Source organism: Ruminococcus sp. NK3A76, from assembly GCF_000686125.1.
In the GTDB taxonomy this organism is placed as follows: Bacteria; Bacillota; Clostridia; order Oscillospirales; family Ruminococcaceae; genus NK3A76.
In genome coordinates, this window is sequence record NZ_JMMA01000002.1 from 2,831,960 (window position 1) to 2,849,898 (window position 17,939).

The window sequence follows — 17,939 nt, forward strand, 5'->3', positions numbered from 1 at the left end:
TTATTATTTTAGCGACAGCGCATACAACTGTTCACTGCTTCGAGAGCTTGTCCGAATGCAGGATGATTATATCCCCTGTTCTGACCTTAAGCTCGCCACGAGCGATAAGTGTCAGGTCATCACGCAGCACCATGTATATCCTTGCGCCGTGATCCCTCTCGATGTCGGAAATGAACATACCGTCAAGCCCGCTCTGCTCATCAACAAGTATCTCGCCGAGCTCTCTTATGTCGGTGAAGCCCTTTTCCTTGTTGAGCTCTCTTGAATACCTCTCGACAAATCCGGCGCTGATGATACCTGTGGGTATAGCCACGACCCCCACACCAAGCAGGGCTATTATCATGCCCATTATCCTGCCGGCGACGGTTATCGGGTAAACATCGCCGTAGCCGACGGTGAGCAGCGCTGAGATGCTCCACCACATACCCGAGAATGCATTATCGAACGCCTCGGGCTGCGCTTCGTGCTCGACGCTGTATATGCCGAGTGATGATGCTATCATAAGCACGACGATTATAAACAGCGACGAGAGTATCTGGTTTTTCTTCTCCACCAGGACGCTGAGTATGACCGCAAAGGAATCGCTGCCGGTGTTTATGCGGAACAGGTGGAATATCCTTGCGACCCTGAGTATACGGAAAACGATAAAGCCTGTGAAATACACCGACGGCAATATAGTCAGCAGATCGACCACGCCGTCAAACGACACTAAAAACCGCAGCTTTGCCTTGCCGGGTGAGAGGTCGGGATACAGCAGCTCCGCTGTCCAGATGCGCAGTATATACTCTATCGCAAAGAAGACGACCGTTACTATCTCCACGCCTCTGAAAAGCGAGGAATACTCCTCAAAGCCGTCAAAGGTGCTCAGCAGCATGACTGCTATGTTTGCAAGTATCGTCAGCACTATTATGATGTCAAATGCCAGGCTCGGCAGGTCTTCCCTGCTGCCTATAGAGATTATCTGGAATATTCTCTTTTTTGCCTTGTTCAAGCAGTCACCGCCCTTCTGTTATATTCTGTCGGCTTTAAGGCAATACCGCACGACCATTGTGCGTCAAATGCGTTGTTTCAGCAAAGCTGAAACGTCAGATTTTTCGTCAGATCGCATAGAAAATTCGCAGGCATACTACCGTATGGCAAGAATTTTCTGTGTGATATGACGGAAAATATGCAAGCAGATGGCGTACAAAGGCGTTAGCCGGTGGTCGTGCGGTGTTGCCTTAAGTAAGGCCGCCGTTTACGCTGATATTCTGTGCAGTGATATAAGATGCTGCATCTGACACGAGAAATGCCACGACATCTGCCACCTCATCTGCCTTGCCTGCACGCTGCAGCGGCACGTCTTCAAGAAACGCCTTTCTGTCCTCGGGTGAGATAGATGCATTCATCTTGGTGTCTATAAACCCGGGGGAAACGCAGTTTACTCTGACACCGCTCGGCCCGAGCTCCTTGCCGAGAGCCTTTGTAAAGCCGATAAGCCCTGCCTTTGCGGCAGAATACACCGCCTCGCAGGAAGCCCCCTGCTCGCCCCACACGGAGGATATGAAGATGATGCTGCCCTCCTGCTTGTTTACCATGCGTGAGACAAAAGCCCTCGCTGTGAGTATCGAGCCTGTAAGGTCGGTATCTATCAGCTTTTGTATCCTCGAAACAGACTGCACCGAGAAAACGGATATGTCGGCAGTCCCTGCTGCGCACACTACGACTGACGGTGACGAGAGCTGCTCTTCTATAACTCTTTTTGCTGAGTCTATCGAGCTCTGGTCGGTCACGTCGCACCTGACGCTCATAGCCGTGCCGCCGTGCTGCCTTATAAGCTGTGTTACTATATCTGCGGTGGTCTTGTTGGTGTTATAGCCGACTACCACTGCATAGCCGAGTTCAGCGAGCTTTAAGCACACAGCCTTGCCTATGCCGCCCGAGCCGCCTGTTACGAATGCTGTTTTCATACCCTGTTCAACTCCCCTGTCATGGTCTTTGGTGAAATGATTTTGTAACCCGGTGTTATTATATACAGATATCACATTCATTATATCACAATAACTTCATAATTGCAAGTATATTATTGCTTTATACGCCGCCGTAATCGTTTTACTTTTTAACCGGGTATTAATAAAAGCAAAGCCTTGTAAAAAAACTATTAAATGCAGTATAGGCGCTGTTATCTGTTGATTTTCGGGCGTAAATATGGTATAATATACTTGATGTTATCAACTTTATCTGGGCAGGTGAAAATCATGAATATAAAGCCTCTTGAATATATCAATGCACTTAACAGCTTCAACAGATCTATGGACACAATACAGAATACTTTTCACCCTGACAACAAGACGATATACAAGCCGATAGCCGACGCTCTCGGCATAAGCAGGATAGAAGTCACATTCACCGAGAGTGACAGCAAGCCGCAGAATGGCACTATTTACGGCGCTGAAAACCCGGTGAACAACACGCTTTTCAGGCAGACGGAGCACGCACAGAACGGCTCGGTGGCTGATTACAGGCTCTACAAAGACCCCTCCTTCCCCGAATGGGACGATGAGGACAGGGAGATAATATCGGGCTTTGTAAAGATAATGTTCGTCTACAACGGCAGGGCTGAGATAATAGCTATGGCCAAGAAAATGATGTTCGTTGACTGGGCTATGGAGACAGGCACGATAAAGGCATTCTTCTTCACTTTAGGTGAGATGATAATAAAGAAGGAGCTTGCTGACTACGGCATATGCCGCTTCAACATCAAGCGCTTTTCTGTTGTCAACCGCAACTACGGCCGTGATAAGGGCACAGAGATAATGAAGCGCTATGTCACCGGCTTTATCGAGAAATACCCAGGCAGCTCGGTGTTCAGAATAGGCGGCGACAACTTCATTCTCGTATTCAGAAAATGCGACTATGACAATGTCGTTTCCGGCATGAAGTACACATCAGTCGATGCAGGCATACCCGGCGAGCCGGCGATAAGGATATCGTCAAGTGCAGGCATCTATCTCTGCAGCGGCAGGGAGAAAAACGCCGACGAGATAATGACAAAGATAACCGCAGCCAACGCAATGGCAAAGACTATGAGCAAGGACGGCATATTCTTGTTTGACGAAAAGGCCGAGGAGCGCATAGACCACCGCAAGATGATAGAGGCGCAGTTCGTCGCTGCTCTGGAAAACGGGGAGTTCGCTGCATTCTACCAGCCGAAGGTGGATATAAAGACCGGCAGGGTCGTAGGGACTGAGGCTCTCTGCCGCTGGATAAAGGACGGGCGTGTGATACCGCCTATAGAGTTCATACCTATACTGGAGCAGTCAAACGCCATATGCAAGCTCGATTTCTATATGCTCGACAAGGTGTGCCAAGACATAAGAAACTGGCTCGACAAGGGCAACATGGGCGTGAAGGCTTCCGTAAACCTTTCGAGGATGCACCTTGGCGATGACAGGCTGCTCGAAAAGGTCATAAACATAATCGACCGCAACCGTGTGCCGCACGACCTTATCGAGATAGAGCTCACCGAGACAACGTCTGATGTTGACTTTGACGAGCTGCGTGATATAGTAAACGGCTTCCACAAAAACGGCATAAGCGCATCGGTGGACGATTTCGGCGTGGGCTATTCATCGCTCACACTTATAAAAGACCTCCCCTGGGACGTGCTGAAAATAGACCGCAGCTTCCTGCCGGACGGCAGCGAGAACGACGGGCAGAAGCTCATTATGCTGCGCCATGTCGTATCTATGGCACAGGGGTTAGGCCTTCAGTGCATAATCGAGGGCGTTGAGACTCCCGAGCAGGTGAGCCTGCTTATGGACATAAACTGCTTCCTTGCGCAGGGCTTCTACTTTGACAAGCCGCTCCCGAAAGAGGAGTTTGAGAAAAAGCTCGTATCGCTTTACAACGTATAATACATTCCCGGCTTCTTGATACATTCGACCGACTCTGCGAAGGAGCTTACACTATGGATACATCTACTTTTGAAACGGCACACACGGCGGCTGCAAATATGCACGCCGGCATAAACATCGGCAATTCCTTTGAAGCACACGGCAGCTACACAGGCGACGACATAACACAGTACGAATTGCAGTGGGGCGAGCCGGCTGTCAGGAAAGAGCTCTTTGAAGCTATGGCAGCCGAGGGCTTTGACGCTATTCGCATACCCGTGACCTGGAAGCACCACTTTGATGAGCAGGGCATCATTGACAAAAGGTGGCTCGACCATGTGGCAAAGGCAGTTGACGACGTGCTCTCGCTCGGGCTCTACTGCATAATAAACATTCACCACGACAGCGGCGAGGGCTCGTGGATAGTCGCCTCGAAAAAGGGCTTTGAGCAAAGCGGCGGGCTTTTCGGCAAGCTGTGGGAGCAGATAGCAGAGCGCTTTAAAGACTACGGTGAAAAGCTTCTCTTTGAGGGCGTGAACGAGCCGATAAACGACGCACGCAACTGGACAGCCAACGACCCCGATTCGGTGAGCGGCGTGCTGCTGTATAATCAGCTTTTCGTTGACAAGGTGAGGGCAACAGGCGGCAACAACGCACAGCGAAACCTCATAGTGATGCCATACGCAGGCGCATGGTCATACGGCAGGCTGGAGAGCTTCAAAATGCCCGATGACACCGCACAGGGGCATCTGATGATAGAGATACACAGCTACGACCCCGAAGGATTTTGCTGGTACAAAGCACCCTGGACGACCGTTCGTGACAGCTGGGGCACCCCGGAGGACTACGGTCAGCTTGACACCCTAAAAAGCGCCCTGTCGGCCTTTATCGACAAGTGGGACGTGCCTGCGATAGTCGGTGAATTCGGCTCGCAGGACAAGCAAAACGAAGGCGCAAGAGCCCTGCACGCAATGGAATTTATCAAGGCCATGAGAGAGATAGGTGCCACCTGCTTCTGGTGGGAATGCGGCTCCTACTGTGTATTTGACAGAAAAAACTGCACCGTGCGCTTCCCTGAGATAGTCAGGGCACTGACCGGCAAATCAGGTAACAAGTAACAAGTAACAGGTAACAGGTAAGGTGTGCGCCAAAGGCGCACGGATATTAGAATACAAACAGCCCCCGAGGTTTTATCAAAACCCGGGGGCTGAAACTATTCAGATAATATCGTGTCTTATCGGCGAAAGCCGATAAGACACGATTCATCAACTGTTAACTGTTAACTGTTAACTGATCACTGCGGTACGCCCTTCATAGTCAGGGATATGCGGCCTTTCTGCACGTCAACGGAGAGCACCTTGACCTTGACTATCTGGCCTACCTTGACAACATCGAGGGGGTGCTTGACATATCTGTCTGCAAGCTGCGAAATGTGTACAAGGCCGTCCTCGTGAACGCCGATGTCTACAAAAGCGCCGAAGTCGATGACATTTCTCACTGTGCCGACAAGCTCCATGCCTTCCTTCAAGTCCTTAAGCTCCATAACGTCTGCACTTCTCATGAGCGGAGGGGGCAGCTCGTCACGGGGGTCACGGCCGGGCTTTACAAGCTCGCCGATTATGTCTTCAAGCGTCGGTATGCCTGCGCCTGTCTGCTCCGAGAGGGCTTTAAGGCCTATCTTCTTGGCTTTCTTAGGCAGCTCGGAGAGAGCGCCTATGCCGTCAAGCGTATAGCCGCAGCTTTCAAGCAGACCCTTTGCAGCATCGTAGCTCTCGGGGTGAACGCCTGTGTTATCAAGCGGGTTCTTGCCGTCACGCACACGCAGGAAACCTGCGCACTGCTCGTATGCCTTGGGACCGAGCTTTGCGACCTTTAAAAGCTGCTTGCGGTCGGTAAACGAGCCGTTCTCCTCACGGTATGCGACGATGTTTTTAGCCACCGTCTTGCTGATGCCGGATATGTACGAGAGCAGCGAGTAGGAAGCTGTGTTTAAGTCAACGCCTACAGAGTTTACGCAGTCCTCAACAACGCCGGTGAGCGCTTCGTCCATTCTTGCCTTGGGCATATCGTGCTGATACTGGCCTACACCTATCGCCTTGGGGTCTATCTTTACAAGCTCTGCAAGAGGGTCCTGAAGTCTTCTTGCTATAGACACTGCCGAACGCAGCGATACGTCGTATTCCGGGAACTCCTCAGCTGCGAGCTTTGATGCCGAGTAAACGGAAGCGCCTGCTTCAGACACCACCATGTAAGATACTCCGCCGCCTATCTTGCCAAGCAGCGATGCGGTAAACTGCTCAGTCTCTCTCGAAGCCGTGCCGTTGCCGATAGCTATAGCTGTGACGTGGTGCTTTTGTATCATGCCGCTTATCACACGCTCTGCCCTTGCTGTGTCCTTTCTCGGGGGGGTTATGTAGATTATCGCCGTGTCGAGCACCTTGCCTGTGTCATCGACTACTGCGCACTTGCAGCCGTGTGCATAGCCGGGGTCAAGGCCGAGAGTGACCCTACCCTTTATCGGCGGCTGCATAAGAAGCTGTCGCAGGTTCGATGAGAAGACCTTTATAGCGCCCTCCTGAGCTTTTTCGGAGAGCTCATTCCTTATCTCACGCTCGACCGAGGGGTAGATAAGGCGCTTATAGCTGTCAAGAGCGGCTGTCTCGACATACTCAGAGCACCTGTTCTTTGCATTTACAAAGCGGCTTACTACCGCACGCTCTGCAACGCCCTCAGGAAGCGTCACGCTCACCTTAAGGAAGTTCTCCTTCTCGCCCCTGTCGATAGCAAGTATACGGTGGCCGGCTATCTTTGAAACGCCCTCGGAAAACTCGTAGTAGTTCTCGTAAACGCTTTTCTGTGTCTCGTCTGCCGCTGCGGAAACCACCTTGCCCATGTCGTTAAAGAGCGCACGCAGGTATTTTCTGAGCTCTGCGCTGTCAGAGATATCCTCAGCGATTATATCCATAGCGCCCTGTAAGCAGGCTGCTGTGTCGGCAAGCTCCTTTTCCTCGTCGATGTAGCTCTCAGCTTCCTTTTCGATATCTGTGCTGTCCTGCTGTGCAAGCATCAGCTCTGCCAAAGGTTCAAGACCCTTTTCTCTTGCGACAGATGCCCTTGTCTTGCGCTTCTGCTTATAGGGCAGGTATATATCCTCTACCTCGACAAGCGTCATAGCCTTGTCAATAGCGGCGGCGAGCTCGTCTGTCATCTTGCCCTGCTCGGTGATGGAGTTTGTTATCTCCTCCTTGCGCTTTTGCAGGTTCCTTAAATAACCCAGCCTGTCAAAAAGCTCTCTTAAGGCCGTATCATCAAGCGAGCCTGTGAGCTCCTTACGGTATCTTGCTATAAAGGGTATCGTCATGCCCTCGTCTATCATCGAAACTGCGTTATCCACCTGCTCGGGCTTAAGCGACAGCTCCTGTGCTATTATCCTGTTTATCTCCATATGATTTCTCCTTTTGGTTTGATATATCTTGGGGTAACATATCTATTATACCACATCTGATAAGATTTTACAAGTGCAGCCGGGCGGTGTGGGTATCAGGGGGCGTTATCCGTTATGCAAAGTCTACAGGTTTGCGCCACCTATTTTGTGCAAAATATAAATATTTAAAGTAATACTTTAAATTCTTATTGACAGGCTTGAAAAAGTATGCTATTATACACTTACAGCAGCTGCAAAAGATTTAAAAACTTAAAGTGAGACTTTAAATCAGAGGAGAGGATATTATGAAAAAGACAGACAACAACGAAACACGCTCGACAAGATTTATAAGAACAGTCGGTATATGTATGCTGCCGTTTTTTATAGTCTGCCTGTCGCTCAACATGGTCAAAGACCTTGTAAAAGACATCATTGCAGACAGCAACAGCTACGAGCTGAGATACGAGGAAGTCACCGTGACGGACACTGACGGCAACGAGACAGACATGAGCAACGGCCAGAAGGTATACGCCCTCTACCGCAACGGCGAATACTTTGACGAGGTCGATTACAACGAATTCACTCTCAAAGACGAAAACGGCGACACCGACCTGAGATACTGCGTACTCATAAAAGACGCAAGGAGAGTTGCATACACAGCGATATTTGCAGCCATCACGATAGTTGTGATAATGATAACTATAAGCATCACAAACGGCAGGACTCCCTTCACACCTGCAAATGCAAAGCGCATAAAAGCAATAGGCATACTCCAGCTCTCGCTTGCTATAGTTCCCGGGCTGGTAGTGCTGATAATGAAAATGGCGAGGTATTCATACATCCACTCGACATTTGACATAGGGTCTGTTTATATGTTCATCATCGCCTTTGTCATAATGATAATCGGCATGGTATTTGACTACGGCGTGAAATTACAGCAGGACAATGACCTGATAGCATAAGCGGAGGTTATCAAAATGGCTATAATCGTAAGACTTGACAGAATGATGGCTGACCGCAAGATGTCCTTAAACGAACTTGCCGACAAGGTAGGCATGAGCAATGTCAACCTATCGAACCTAAAGACCGGCAAGATGAAAGGCATACGCTTTGAAACTATGGAAGCGATATGCAAAGTCCTCGACTGTCAGCCGGGGGACTTATTTGAATATATCAAAGAGGAATGAACCGCCGTTTTTCAGTTAAGAGTTAACAGTTAACAGTTAACAGTTGAGGTGCGGCTTACGCCGCTTATGGCCATTCGGCCGTTCCAACCTGACGATTTCAGCTAAATCGTAGGACTTGCACCCGAAGGGGGTGGCGGCAGCTTCGCTGCCGCAGGGGGGGCGCATGAGCTGTCTGCGACAGCTCGAAAGCCCCCCTACAGTAGCGTGAGATAAGTGAGAGACTACCCTTGAAGCTATTCTGTAGGAGAGATTTTCCTTCAAGGCGGCTCTCTCGTTTCCCAGGCGCACCTCAATTATGCATTCTTAATTCTTAATTCTGCATTATAGAAAAAGCCCGGCAGCTAAGAAAGATACTCATATAGAAGTTTTGCCCCTGAGTGTTACAAAGCACTCAGGGGCATTATAAATATTCATGTTGCCTTAATGCTCTATGATTTTAAGGTCAATGCTATTATTTACCGATAAACGAACTCTTCCACCGATAGGAAAAGAGATCATCGGAAATACATGACCGAAATCTACACCAAATACAATTGGAATGTCAGGAGATACTTTGTCCTTGACGATTGCTTTTACAATATCTTCGGTCATTTTGCAGCTTTCATCAAATCTGCCGAACACGATTCCTCTTATCGTGTCTGCTCCGCTGATTTGAAGAAGCGATTGCAGATTACGGTCAAATTCGCACACGAAGTAATCGCCCATGATATTATCATCTTCAAGGAACAATACTCTATTTTCAATCTCAGGCATATAAGGCGTACCCTGCAACAGATTCAACGTACAAAGATTTCCTCCTATTATCTCGCCCTCACATTTTCCTTTCTGAATAACTGTATAACTTTGCGAAGCTACTGACGGTGTGACAGCGAAAGAAGCGTCACTCATTATACATTCCGAAAAGTATTTTTCCGTATATTCACGCTCGTTAAGAAATCCGAGTGCCGCAAGGTGAGGTGCATGGTATGTCACCAAGCCCGTTTTTGCATAAACTGCATTAAGTAAAGCTGTTATATCCGAATATCCGCAAAGTATCTTCGGATTTGCTCTTATCAGCTCATAATCAAGATACGGCAATATTTCATTTGCATTAAATCCACCGATACAAGCCATTACTGCCTTGACGTTTTTATCTGCAAATGCTTCATGTATATCATCGACACGAGAGCGAATAGACGAAGATAAAAACATATTAGTTTCTCTGCAATTTTTGGAAAAGGTTACATTGAAGCCCTTGTCCTTCAGAAAAGTGAATGCGCTGTCATAAATATCAGGACGAACCCTCGTCAAACTGCTTGACGGAGCGATAATGCGAATCTCATCTTCTGGGTTCAATTTTTGGGGTATCATTCTGTCACCGCCTTATTAAGGCAATACCGCACAACCACCGGCGGATACCTTTGTGTGCCATCTACTTGCGCATCTGACACACAATGGTCGTGCGGTATTGCCTTAAATTCCGATTTTCACGAGCAAGCCGTGTGCTTGCTCTTACTTCTTTATTGTACCACACCTCCCCCGAAAAAGCAATACTCATTTTCATCAAACATAAACTTGAACAGTCACACAGCTCCAAATGCTCTGACGAGCGAGAGAGCGACTATAAGAGATCATTCAGAAATATTTTCATAGAAACGATGATAACAAATCATCCCGACCTGAACGGTCGGAAGAATATCAAAATCAAACCCAGCAAGCACGGTATTCATGGGGTACATTTTGAAAAATGACCACCCTGAATACAACAGCTTGTCAGAGGGTTTTGGCTAACCGCCCCGTCCCCTCTGTCTCGTTCCTCGACATCTCCCCGCACTGTGGGGAGTCACCCCTAAGACCCCGCTTGAAAAAGTGATATAATAGACAATGAAAATGGGCGAATACTATTATTTTGGAGGTTTGTCTATGAATGTAAAATCAGACGAGGAACAGAAGTCAAAGGTGCTGAGAGTCCGCTTAAATGACTGTGAGTTTGCCAAGCTGAAACAGTACACGGAGGAAAGCGGAGTGCGTATACATTCAGCTACTTCACTGGCTTGACGAGTGCAGTGATGAGGACGAATAATCAGCAGGGCAAGCTGTTTCGGCAGCTCGCCCTTGCTATGTCCTGTGACGAACGGAAATGCCCATCAACGCCGTTCGAGCCTGCGGAGCGAAACTATACTAAACGCATAAAATCACCCTCAAAACGCTTGTAAACGCTTTGAGGGTGTGCATTGAAATCAATATTAGATATTTTGGGGGTTTCATAATCTTTCGACGATCGGTACTACATTCTTTTCTATGAAATCCACTCGGTCGAATATCCTCGGTTTAAATGTGCCTGTGATACCTACCGATATTCTTTTTTCGGGGTCGGCATAGATGATATTGCCGCCGTCACCGATAGCTGCAAATATCGGTTTATCCTTATACGGTCTGTACCAAAGATAACAATACCCCATATTGCCAAACATCTCACCCAGCTGCAATTTTGGCGAAGTCATCTGCGCTACCCATTCGCCTGACAGCACTTGAATGTCACCGTATCTGCCCCCGTTCACCAACATCCACCCTATCTTCGCCATATCATAAGCCGAGAGTGTCAGCCCCCATCCTGCGGTGACAGTATTCTGTGGATCGGAATACCACTCATTTCCACGGGGGTTCTTATTCATCAGGAAATCAAACTGGTCGTCCTTGTCGCTTGCGCCGTGTATCTTGTGCTTTGGAATATCCATAGGTAAAAAGAGATACTCGTTTGCAAAGTCTATGCACTTCATTCCCGTTGCGTTTTCGATGACACCTGCAAGTATCTGGATACCAAGCGTCGCATACTTAAATTCACCTGTTATTCCCGATCTTCCACCGAGCAGATCAAGTGCCGCCTTCGTCCAGTCGTCTGAGGTGCAGACCTTTGTCCACGGCTCTGAACGATATTTGTATGGTGCGGTCATTGTCAGCAAATGCTCAAGGGTGACATTATAGATAGTTTTTTCTCCTTGTTTAACAGTGTAATCAGGAAAAAAATCCAGCACCTTCTGCTCTGTGCCTTTGATAAAGCCCTTGTCAACGGCTATCCCTGCAAGTATAGCCATTACTCCTTTAGTGACAGACATTACATTTACAGCACTGTCAATATGAAAGCCGTGCCAGTTGTCGCTGTATACAATTTCACCGTTTTTTATAGCACATATCTGACAGATGTTGCTCTCGTTTCCCTTGCTTTCCTCTACATACTTATGAAGCTCGTTCTTTGTCATAACATACCTCCGACAATAAGTTCTGTATATTCGATCGAAGTTTCATACAGTATCTTTATTGTATCAAATCAAATTTTTAATGTCAACAGCTATTTAAAAAAGAATTGACAGGATCCTGCAAATGCCTGTATGAAAAGAGAAAGCTCTCTTAAAACGCTTACGGAGCATTTCCGAGAGCTTGCAGTTATTCGTTCCAATTGGGATTTGAGGGTTTGTGTCCCGATATGATATGAAACTTGTCCACATTATCAATGATATTAGCAGTGCAATCGGAGCCGTTTATCGCAGCGCTTTGCATAGCAAGACCGTATATCTCCTGAATGCTGTCATACTGTTCGATAATATCCTCGACAGCACTCATGTGAACAGCCGTTTTTGCCGAGCCAGCCGTTCATATCAAGCACGATACCGCCGAACACTGTCAGAAACGCCGCTATGAGGCAAACCGCAATATAATGCCGCTTACTGCTCAACAACTCTCTTACCGCAAGAGAAATGGTCAGACGTTTAAGGTCAAGGGTATGCTTTGAAACGGTCTGACGACTGTTTTCTCTGTCAAGTATCGCACTGACAGGCGTTATCCTGTCAAGTCTGCGGCATGGCAGAACTATGATGATTGATATTATGACTATCCAAACAGCCGTAAATATTGCTGCAAACGGCAGGGATATTTCAGCAGGCACAATAATTCCCAGCGAGGTCACAGCATTTGCGGAAACCATCTTAGATACGGGCATTGATATTATTATCCCGAACAGCAGCCCAAGCATTGCCGCTGCACCGTATTCACAAAGATACACACGCTTTATAGATCCGCTCGTGCAGCCGATTGCCTTTAGTATGCCGATATTGCTCTTTTCCTGCCCGATTGTAAATGTGATCGTGTGGGATAGCCTATAATGACATCCGGCTTGAAATTGGAGAGCTTTTTAATAAGCTCATATGTCGGTATCTGAACATCAAGCACCAGTTTTTCAAAGCCGAGATCGTCAAGCCCGTCACCGACAGCCATTGCTCCGCCATACCTGCCGTCTGCTGCGGCTATATAGAGTATCTTTGGCTTCTGCTGCTTGAAACGCAGTATTTCAGGCATTGACATATTCCACAGCGCCGCACGGATAATGCCGATCAGCATTGTATCCCACGCCTTATCATCATAAAGGAAATAGGCAGGCTTTCCCGTACTGCCCGAACTGTGAACGATGTGATATTTACCGCCGAGATTTTTGCCTGCGTTTTTTTCGGTGTCAAAACGGCGCATCTTTTCCTGTGTGATACCCTTGACGGTCACTATATCCTCAAAGCGGTCGATAAGTACCTGCTTGTCGATAGTCGGGAAGCGCTCTATCGGCATTTTGTCAATGTTCTGTCCGGTTATTCCTGCCGCACGAAAAGCCGCCCTGTAATAGCGGGAGTGCTCAAAAGCAAACCTAAGCATTCTGCGAAGCCGCCTTTGCTGTATATCGAGCACCGCTTTTCGTGGCAGCCTTGCAGCTGCCTTTGCCGCTGTCAGCCTTAAAGCGACTTCTGCAAATGTCATAGCTATTCCTCCTGACCATTTATGCTGAATGTGTATTTTTTATCATAGTTTTCTCTGTGGCAGTATACTGCTTCACCTGTCTTCTGATCGAATACTGCGCTCCATTCAGTTGTCTCGCCGTCATTATAGTGGTGCTTTGAAACGCTTTCAAGTGCGCTCATTACACTTTCCGAGTCAAAGCTCTCGGTATCGGAGATCGTCTTCATCAGTATATCGTACCTCTCGTGAGACTGCTGCGTTCCTTTGCCGTTTTTCTCGCCCTCGGCAAAATAGAAATTCGTCACAACGGGAGTGTCAGTAACTATCATCTCATCGTTCAGATATTCGACAGCCACGCATTTTCCGCTGTTATCCGCAACAGCAAAATGCACCGTCATTCCCTTTGAAGCGTGCATATCGTACTGTCCGAGAAGCTGTATCGCTTCATCAACAGTTGCTGCCTTGTCAAGCAGCAGCCGCACCGCTGTAGTCGTAGTTATATCGGGCTTATCTGTATTCTGATCTACCGCTTCATTGTCCTCGATCATGTTGACCGATACGCACAAGCCCTTTTCATTCATTCCGTCGAGGGGCGCATATATAGCTGCTGTAACAAGCGACTTATCAGACAGCAGACCGTCAATGCCGATAAAGTTTGTGTTGGTCGTGCATATCGAGGAATAGCCGCTGTCGTGGTGTGAAATGACAACAAGAGCATCACAGTTATACCAATCAAAATTGCGCCCGAAGTAATATCCGTTTTCACCCTTTGCAGAAAAAGCCGAGCAGCCGAAGTTATCACCGCCAAAGCTGCCTGTGATATCTCCGAGCATATTTTTGCTTAAGAAGGCAATAACGCTCATGTCGCTTTCTGCACCGCCCTCGGATAAGAACTTATCAAACCGGTAGTCGCCTTCAAACTCAGCATAGGACAGACCGCTTTCAAGCTCCGTTATATCACCTGATACAGTTTCTTCAATTTTCACCGTTTCCGCCCCCGAGGAATCCGTTTGGATATCCGTGGTGACGGAGCTGCTGTTTCCGCTTTCTGGTGAGTTACCGCAGGCGGTCAGCATGAGCGTACACACTACCGCAGTAATCATCTCTTTCCTCATTATGTTCTCCTATTCTGCCGAAAAGCGCACCGTAACGCTCCCTGTGCCGACTGCATTTTCAAGCCCCTCAGTGTTTTCTATGTACCCAAGTTTTGTATAGCTGTAAGGTGTTGAAAAGCTGTCATAGAACAGCACTACACAGCTGTCGCCGTACAGCAGAAGCTCGCCCTTGCTGATATATTCTACAGCTTCGGCAGAGGTGGTAAAGCTCGTATCGGTGTAGATGTATTTCTCATTTCCGTTAAGCTCGCTCATCTCAAAAGAAAGCGGAAGCATTGATTTAAACTCCTCTGCTGCGTGTGTGTCGTAGAAACTTGCAGAAAATGGTGTGCCGTTTACGGTTATTATCAGAGCTTCTACCGCAGTAGCTTCCTCGGGAACGGCTGTAGTAGTCGTTTCCGGTGGTACTTCGGTTGTTATTTCAATTTCCTGCGGAGTAGTTATTATATCAGTTTCTGTCTGCACAGCAGAGCTTGATATTGTTTCTGCTATACTGCTTACAGGCTCATCGCCGTCAGTATCTTCCATATTCCCGCAGGCTGTAAGTATCATTGCGGCTGCAAATAAGAGAAATAAATATTTTTTCATACCTGCCTCACTTAGCTTCAAAAGTCATCGTAACGCTGCCGCTCCCGAGGGCTTCTTCAAGACCGTCAGTGTCCTCGATATATCCGATGTTCGTATAGGAATAACCGCTTGTGAAGCTGTCATAGAACAGCACGATGCAGTCATCACCGAACAGCTTTATATCTCCTTTTGAGATATGCCCGGCAGGAGAACTTTTGCTTGGGAGTGATTTATCAAGATCACAATACTTCTCATTGCCGTTGAGTTCACGCATATCAAGCGTCAGCGGAAGCCGGCTATAAAGCTCATCAGCCGTTTTATTATCATACAGTACAGCCGCAAAGGTCTTGTCACCGACAGTAACTGTCATATGCTTGTCGCTCTTTCTATCCTTCGGAATAAACATAAATATCACCACACCTATCAGCAGTACAGCTATAACTGTCAGAACGATCTTTTTCTTTTTGCTCATATCATTCTGCCCATTTCATATGCTTCCTTCAGCTTGCCGCTGCTCTCTATCTCACCTATATTTGTTACTCCTCCGCAGAACAGCGAGCCTGCAAGCCTTGCCTTTTCAAAGCATTCTATCCAGCCCTCGATACCGCTGACTGCACGTTTCGGAACATTCTCATCGTCCTCTGCGGCAGTCGTCAGAACGTAGATGTCTCTGAATGCGTAGTCTGCCGTAAACAGCGGATTACCACGGTCAAGCATTGTCTTTAGCTGACCGCTCATCTCGTAATAATATATCGGCGTTGCGAACACAAGCACATCGGCGGTCAGCATCTTCTCACGGATAGTGTCTGCATCGTCATGTATCACACAGCGCTGCGTTTTCTGACAGGCAAAGCAGCCTTTACAGAATCCGATCTGCTTGTCGTGAAGTGAAACAAACTCGACCTCATTGCCTGCTACCTTTGCGCCCTCTGCAAAACTAAGTGCCAGCCTTGCGGAATTGCCCTTTGCCCTCGGGCTTGACGATATGATAAGTACCTTTTTGCTCATTTAAAACAGCTCCTTTATTACTTTGATATATACTGCTGCTCCGAAGCCGATCATTATCAGTCCGAACAGCCTGTTCATTATTGCAAAGCCTTTCTCTCCGGCTTTTTTCTTTATAAGCTGCGACAGAAATGATAGTGTTATCCACCAGATCTGTGTTCCTGTGACTATACCAACAACAAGCAATGCTCCGTTAGCTGCACCCAGCGTTCCGTTTATCCCGAAATATGAGAATGCAAACAGATATGTTACAACAGCCGCAGGATTAGTGATACAGACTGCAAAGGCTGACAGATACATTCCTGCATATCCGGCTTTGGCATTATCCTCCTGCTGCTTTGGCGCTTTCAGAATCGTCATAACACCCATTGCAATAACAAGTGCTCCGCCGATGATATTTATAACTGTGCTGTGCCGTTCAAGGAATCCCGAGATCACAGTTATCCCGAAAGCCCCAACTATCGAATAGAAAAGTTCGGCAGTTGAAGCACCAAGCCCTGTCACGATACCGCTTTTCACACCATATTGCAGACTTCTTGAAACGCACAGCGTACCCACAGCCCCGACAGGAACGCCGAAGATCAAGCCTATCAGCAGTCCTTTTATAAGGTAGATCATAGTGATAGTGTCCTGACTGCCTTCAACAGCCGTTCAAGTCCGTCCTGCACCATAGCTCTCGGGCAGGCGATATTCATTCTTAAAAAGCATTCCCTGCTGCCGTAGATGTCTCCGCTTGAAAGATAGAGTCCCGTGCTTTTACGGATATGCTTTGCAAGTTCCCTTGATGTGATACCCAGCGATGTGCAGTCCAGCCACATGGGCAGTTCACCTTCGGCAATGTCCCACTTGTAGGAGTTGGTGCCTGTTCTGTCGATCACTTCATCAAAATTATACTTCATATCACACCGCCACACTAACGCTTTTGCTGACAATTTCGGTCTTGCTCACATCGACCTTGTCTTCCTCCATGATAAGCTCACCAATGCCGTCACATTTGATGACACCGCCCGAGGGATTCTTGATACTGTCCACCGTTCCGATAATATCGGCATTTACGGTAGAATACTCAAAGGCAAGGGTCGTATTCACGAGCCTGCAATTTATGAGCGTCAGGTTTTCGCAGAAACAAAGCCCCTGCAAGCTCTCGATCATGCAGTTTATAAGTGTGAGATTTTTGGAGTTCCAGCCAAGATATTCTCCCGAAATATAGCAGTTCTCGGCGGTGATATTTTCAGAGTTCCAGAATGCGTCCTTGCTCATAAGTCTTGAATTACGGATAGTGATGTTTCGTGCTCCGTCAAAGCTGTAATTGCCGTCAAGGTCGAGATGCTCTATCTCCATATCCTCACAGTTCATCGCAAGATAATCGCCCTTTGCAGTCACGTTTTTCATTCTGACGTTTCTGCACTGCCAAAGTGTTTCGGAAGCATTCGGGAAGTTCACATTAGTGATCGTCACACCGTCACATCTGCGGAAGCCCTTTGGTGCGATGTATTCACAGTCGCTTACAGAAATATTTTTTGTGTACCAGATGCCTGCTCTGCCCATTTCAAAGAATGTGCAGTTTTTGACAATAATATCCTCGCTGTACCAGAGGGGGTACTTCCATTTGAACTGTGAACCCTCAACCTCAATATGTTTGCTGTGCTTTAAGGGCGACTCGCCGTCTTCAAACACGCTGTCCTTTATATGCTTATCCTGCGCCATAAAGAGAGCACGCTCACCTGTGAATATCCCTGTTAATATATCTTTCATTTCAAGCCCTCCTTTTTCATCATAAACACCAGATAGTCAAGACAGCTGATGTTGTCCTCTTTTTCGTGTACCTCGTCAAGCAGCTCACGCCTGTGCTGTGCAAGGAGCTTTTCGCATTTGCTCCTGTCGCAGATACAATCCTCGAATCTGCGTATAAAATCCTCATCACAGCCTGCATCTATCAGGTTTTGCCTTATGCTGTCGTTCATTTAAGAACCACCTCTTTTTCTTTGTTGTATCCATTATACCACAG

At 47.6% G+C, this 17,939-nt stretch carries 20 protein-coding genes; 5 read left to right on the forward strand and 15 right to left on the reverse strand.

From position 1 onward, the window contains the following. Positions 1-31: 31 nt before the first annotated feature. Together CD05_RS0113115 and CD05_RS0113120 are read right to left on the reverse strand one after the other, a co-directional pair. Entirely contained in the window at positions 32-991 is a 960-nt protein-coding gene (locus CD05_RS0113115; protein ID WP_028510872.1) for an ion transporter, read from the reverse strand. 229 nt (positions 992-1,220) lie between these two features. Continuing rightward, on the reverse strand, positions 1,221-1,949 hold the full coding sequence (locus tag CD05_RS0113120; RefSeq protein ID WP_028510873.1) for an SDR family oxidoreductase: 729 nt from the start codon (positions 1,947-1,949) through the stop codon (positions 1,221-1,223). Between the two features lie 288 nt (positions 1,950-2,237). Here CD05_RS0113120 and CD05_RS18680 point away from each other — a divergent pair, with 288 nt between their 5' ends. Beyond that, positions 2,238-3,896: a GGDEF domain-containing phosphodiesterase gene (locus CD05_RS18680; RefSeq protein WP_051589018.1), complete on the forward strand. Its 1,659-nt coding sequence runs from the start codon at positions 2,238-2,240 to the stop codon at positions 3,894-3,896. A 53-nt stretch (positions 3,897-3,949) separates the two neighbouring features. Further along, a complete protein-coding gene (locus CD05_RS0113130; RefSeq protein ID WP_028510874.1) occupies positions 3,950-4,993 on the forward strand; it encodes a glycoside hydrolase family 5 protein in 1,044 nt (347 codons plus the stop codon). A gap of 176 nt (positions 4,994-5,169) precedes the next feature. Here the strand turns inward: CD05_RS0113130 and CD05_RS0113135 are convergent, their stop codons facing one another. Then, positions 5,170-7,320: a Tex family protein gene (locus CD05_RS0113135; RefSeq protein WP_028510875.1), complete on the reverse strand. Its 2,151-nt coding sequence runs from the start codon at positions 7,318-7,320 to the stop codon at positions 5,170-5,172. Positions 7,321-7,604: 284 nt separating this feature from the next. On the opposite strand from CD05_RS0113135, the gene CD05_RS0113140 reads away from it, so the two are divergent. Both CD05_RS0113140 and CD05_RS0113145 read left to right on the forward strand, forming a co-directional pair. After that, the gene (locus tag CD05_RS0113140) at positions 7,605-8,261 is read left to right on the forward strand and encodes a DUF2975 domain-containing protein (protein WP_028510876.1); all 657 of its coding nucleotides are present in this window, start codon (positions 7,605-7,607) and stop codon (positions 8,259-8,261) included. A 15-nt stretch (positions 8,262-8,276) separates the two neighbouring features. Then, positions 8,277-8,486, forward strand: a complete 210-nt coding sequence (locus CD05_RS0113145; RefSeq protein WP_028510877.1) for a helix-turn-helix transcriptional regulator — start codon at positions 8,277-8,279, stop codon at positions 8,484-8,486. Positions 8,487-8,906: 420 nt separating this feature from the next. Here CD05_RS0113145 and CD05_RS0113150 read toward each other — a convergent pair whose 3' ends face one another. After that, entirely contained in the window at positions 8,907-9,836 is a 930-nt protein-coding gene (locus tag CD05_RS0113150; protein ID WP_028510878.1) for a S66 peptidase family protein, read from the reverse strand. A 552-nt stretch (positions 9,837-10,388) separates the two neighbouring features. Here CD05_RS0113150 and CD05_RS21360 point away from each other — a divergent pair. After that, positions 10,389-10,523: a hypothetical protein gene (locus CD05_RS21360; protein WP_278244781.1), complete on the forward strand. Its 135-nt coding sequence runs from the start codon at positions 10,389-10,391 to the stop codon at positions 10,521-10,523. 206 nt (positions 10,524-10,729) lie between these two features. Here the strand turns inward: CD05_RS21360 and CD05_RS0113160 are convergent, their stop codons facing one another. The 11 genes from CD05_RS0113160 to CD05_RS0113210 all read right to left on the reverse strand — a co-directional run bounded on the left by CD05_RS0113160 (position 10,730) and on the right by CD05_RS0113210 (position 17,895). Next, positions 10,730-11,725: a serine hydrolase gene (locus tag CD05_RS0113160; RefSeq protein WP_028510879.1), complete on the reverse strand. Its 996-nt coding sequence runs from the start codon at positions 11,723-11,725 to the stop codon at positions 10,730-10,732. A 326-nt stretch (positions 11,726-12,051) separates the two neighbouring features. Then, positions 12,052-12,606 carry an FtsX-like permease family protein gene (locus CD05_RS0113165; protein WP_084262191.1) on the reverse strand — a complete coding sequence of 185 codons (555 nt, stop codon included), beginning with the start codon at positions 12,604-12,606 and terminating at the stop codon, positions 12,052-12,054. Next, on the reverse strand, positions 12,561-13,265 hold the full coding sequence (locus tag CD05_RS18685; RefSeq protein WP_051589019.1) for a hypothetical protein: 705 nt from the start codon (positions 13,263-13,265) through the stop codon (positions 12,561-12,563). The genes CD05_RS0113165 and CD05_RS18685 overlap by 46 nt, the downstream gene beginning before the upstream one ends. 2 nt (positions 13,266-13,267) lie before the next feature. After that, the gene (locus tag CD05_RS0113175) at positions 13,268-14,359 is read right to left on the reverse strand and encodes a C45 family autoproteolytic acyltransferase/hydolase (RefSeq protein WP_028510881.1); all 1,092 of its coding nucleotides are present in this window, start codon (positions 14,357-14,359) and stop codon (positions 13,268-13,270) included. A gap of 9 nt (positions 14,360-14,368) precedes the next feature. Continuing rightward, positions 14,369-14,947, reverse strand: coding sequence for a cyclophilin-like fold protein (locus tag CD05_RS20000; protein ID WP_051589020.1), 579 nt, complete (start codon positions 14,945-14,947; stop codon positions 14,369-14,371). Positions 14,948-14,954: 7 nt separating this feature from the next. Beyond that, positions 14,955-15,398: a cyclophilin-like fold protein gene (locus CD05_RS0113185; protein WP_242841269.1), complete on the reverse strand. Its 444-nt coding sequence runs from the start codon at positions 15,396-15,398 to the stop codon at positions 14,955-14,957. Next, positions 15,395-15,934 carry a flavodoxin family protein gene (locus CD05_RS0113190; protein WP_028510883.1) on the reverse strand — a complete coding sequence of 180 codons (540 nt, stop codon included), beginning with the start codon at positions 15,932-15,934 and terminating at the stop codon, positions 15,395-15,397. The genes CD05_RS0113185 and CD05_RS0113190 overlap by 4 nt, the downstream gene beginning before the upstream one ends. Further along, the gene (locus tag CD05_RS0113195) at positions 15,935-16,549 is read right to left on the reverse strand and encodes a LysE family transporter (RefSeq protein ID WP_051589021.1); all 615 of its coding nucleotides are present in this window, start codon (positions 16,547-16,549) and stop codon (positions 15,935-15,937) included. It lies immediately after the preceding gene. Continuing rightward, positions 16,546-16,830, reverse strand: coding sequence for a hypothetical protein (locus CD05_RS18695; RefSeq protein WP_051589022.1), 285 nt, complete (start codon positions 16,828-16,830; stop codon positions 16,546-16,548). The genes CD05_RS0113195 and CD05_RS18695 overlap by 4 nt, the downstream gene beginning before the upstream one ends. Position 16,831: 1 nt before the next feature. After that, complete coding sequence (locus CD05_RS0113205; RefSeq protein ID WP_028510885.1) at positions 16,832-17,686, reverse strand: DUF3737 family protein; 855 nt, start codon at positions 17,684-17,686, stop codon at positions 16,832-16,834. Further along, on the reverse strand, positions 17,683-17,895 hold the full coding sequence (locus CD05_RS0113210) for a hypothetical protein (RefSeq protein ID WP_028510886.1): 213 nt from the start codon (positions 17,893-17,895) through the stop codon (positions 17,683-17,685). Before CD05_RS0113210 ends, CD05_RS0113205 begins: the two co-directional genes overlap by 4 nt. Between the last annotated feature and the right edge of the window lie 44 nt (positions 17,896-17,939).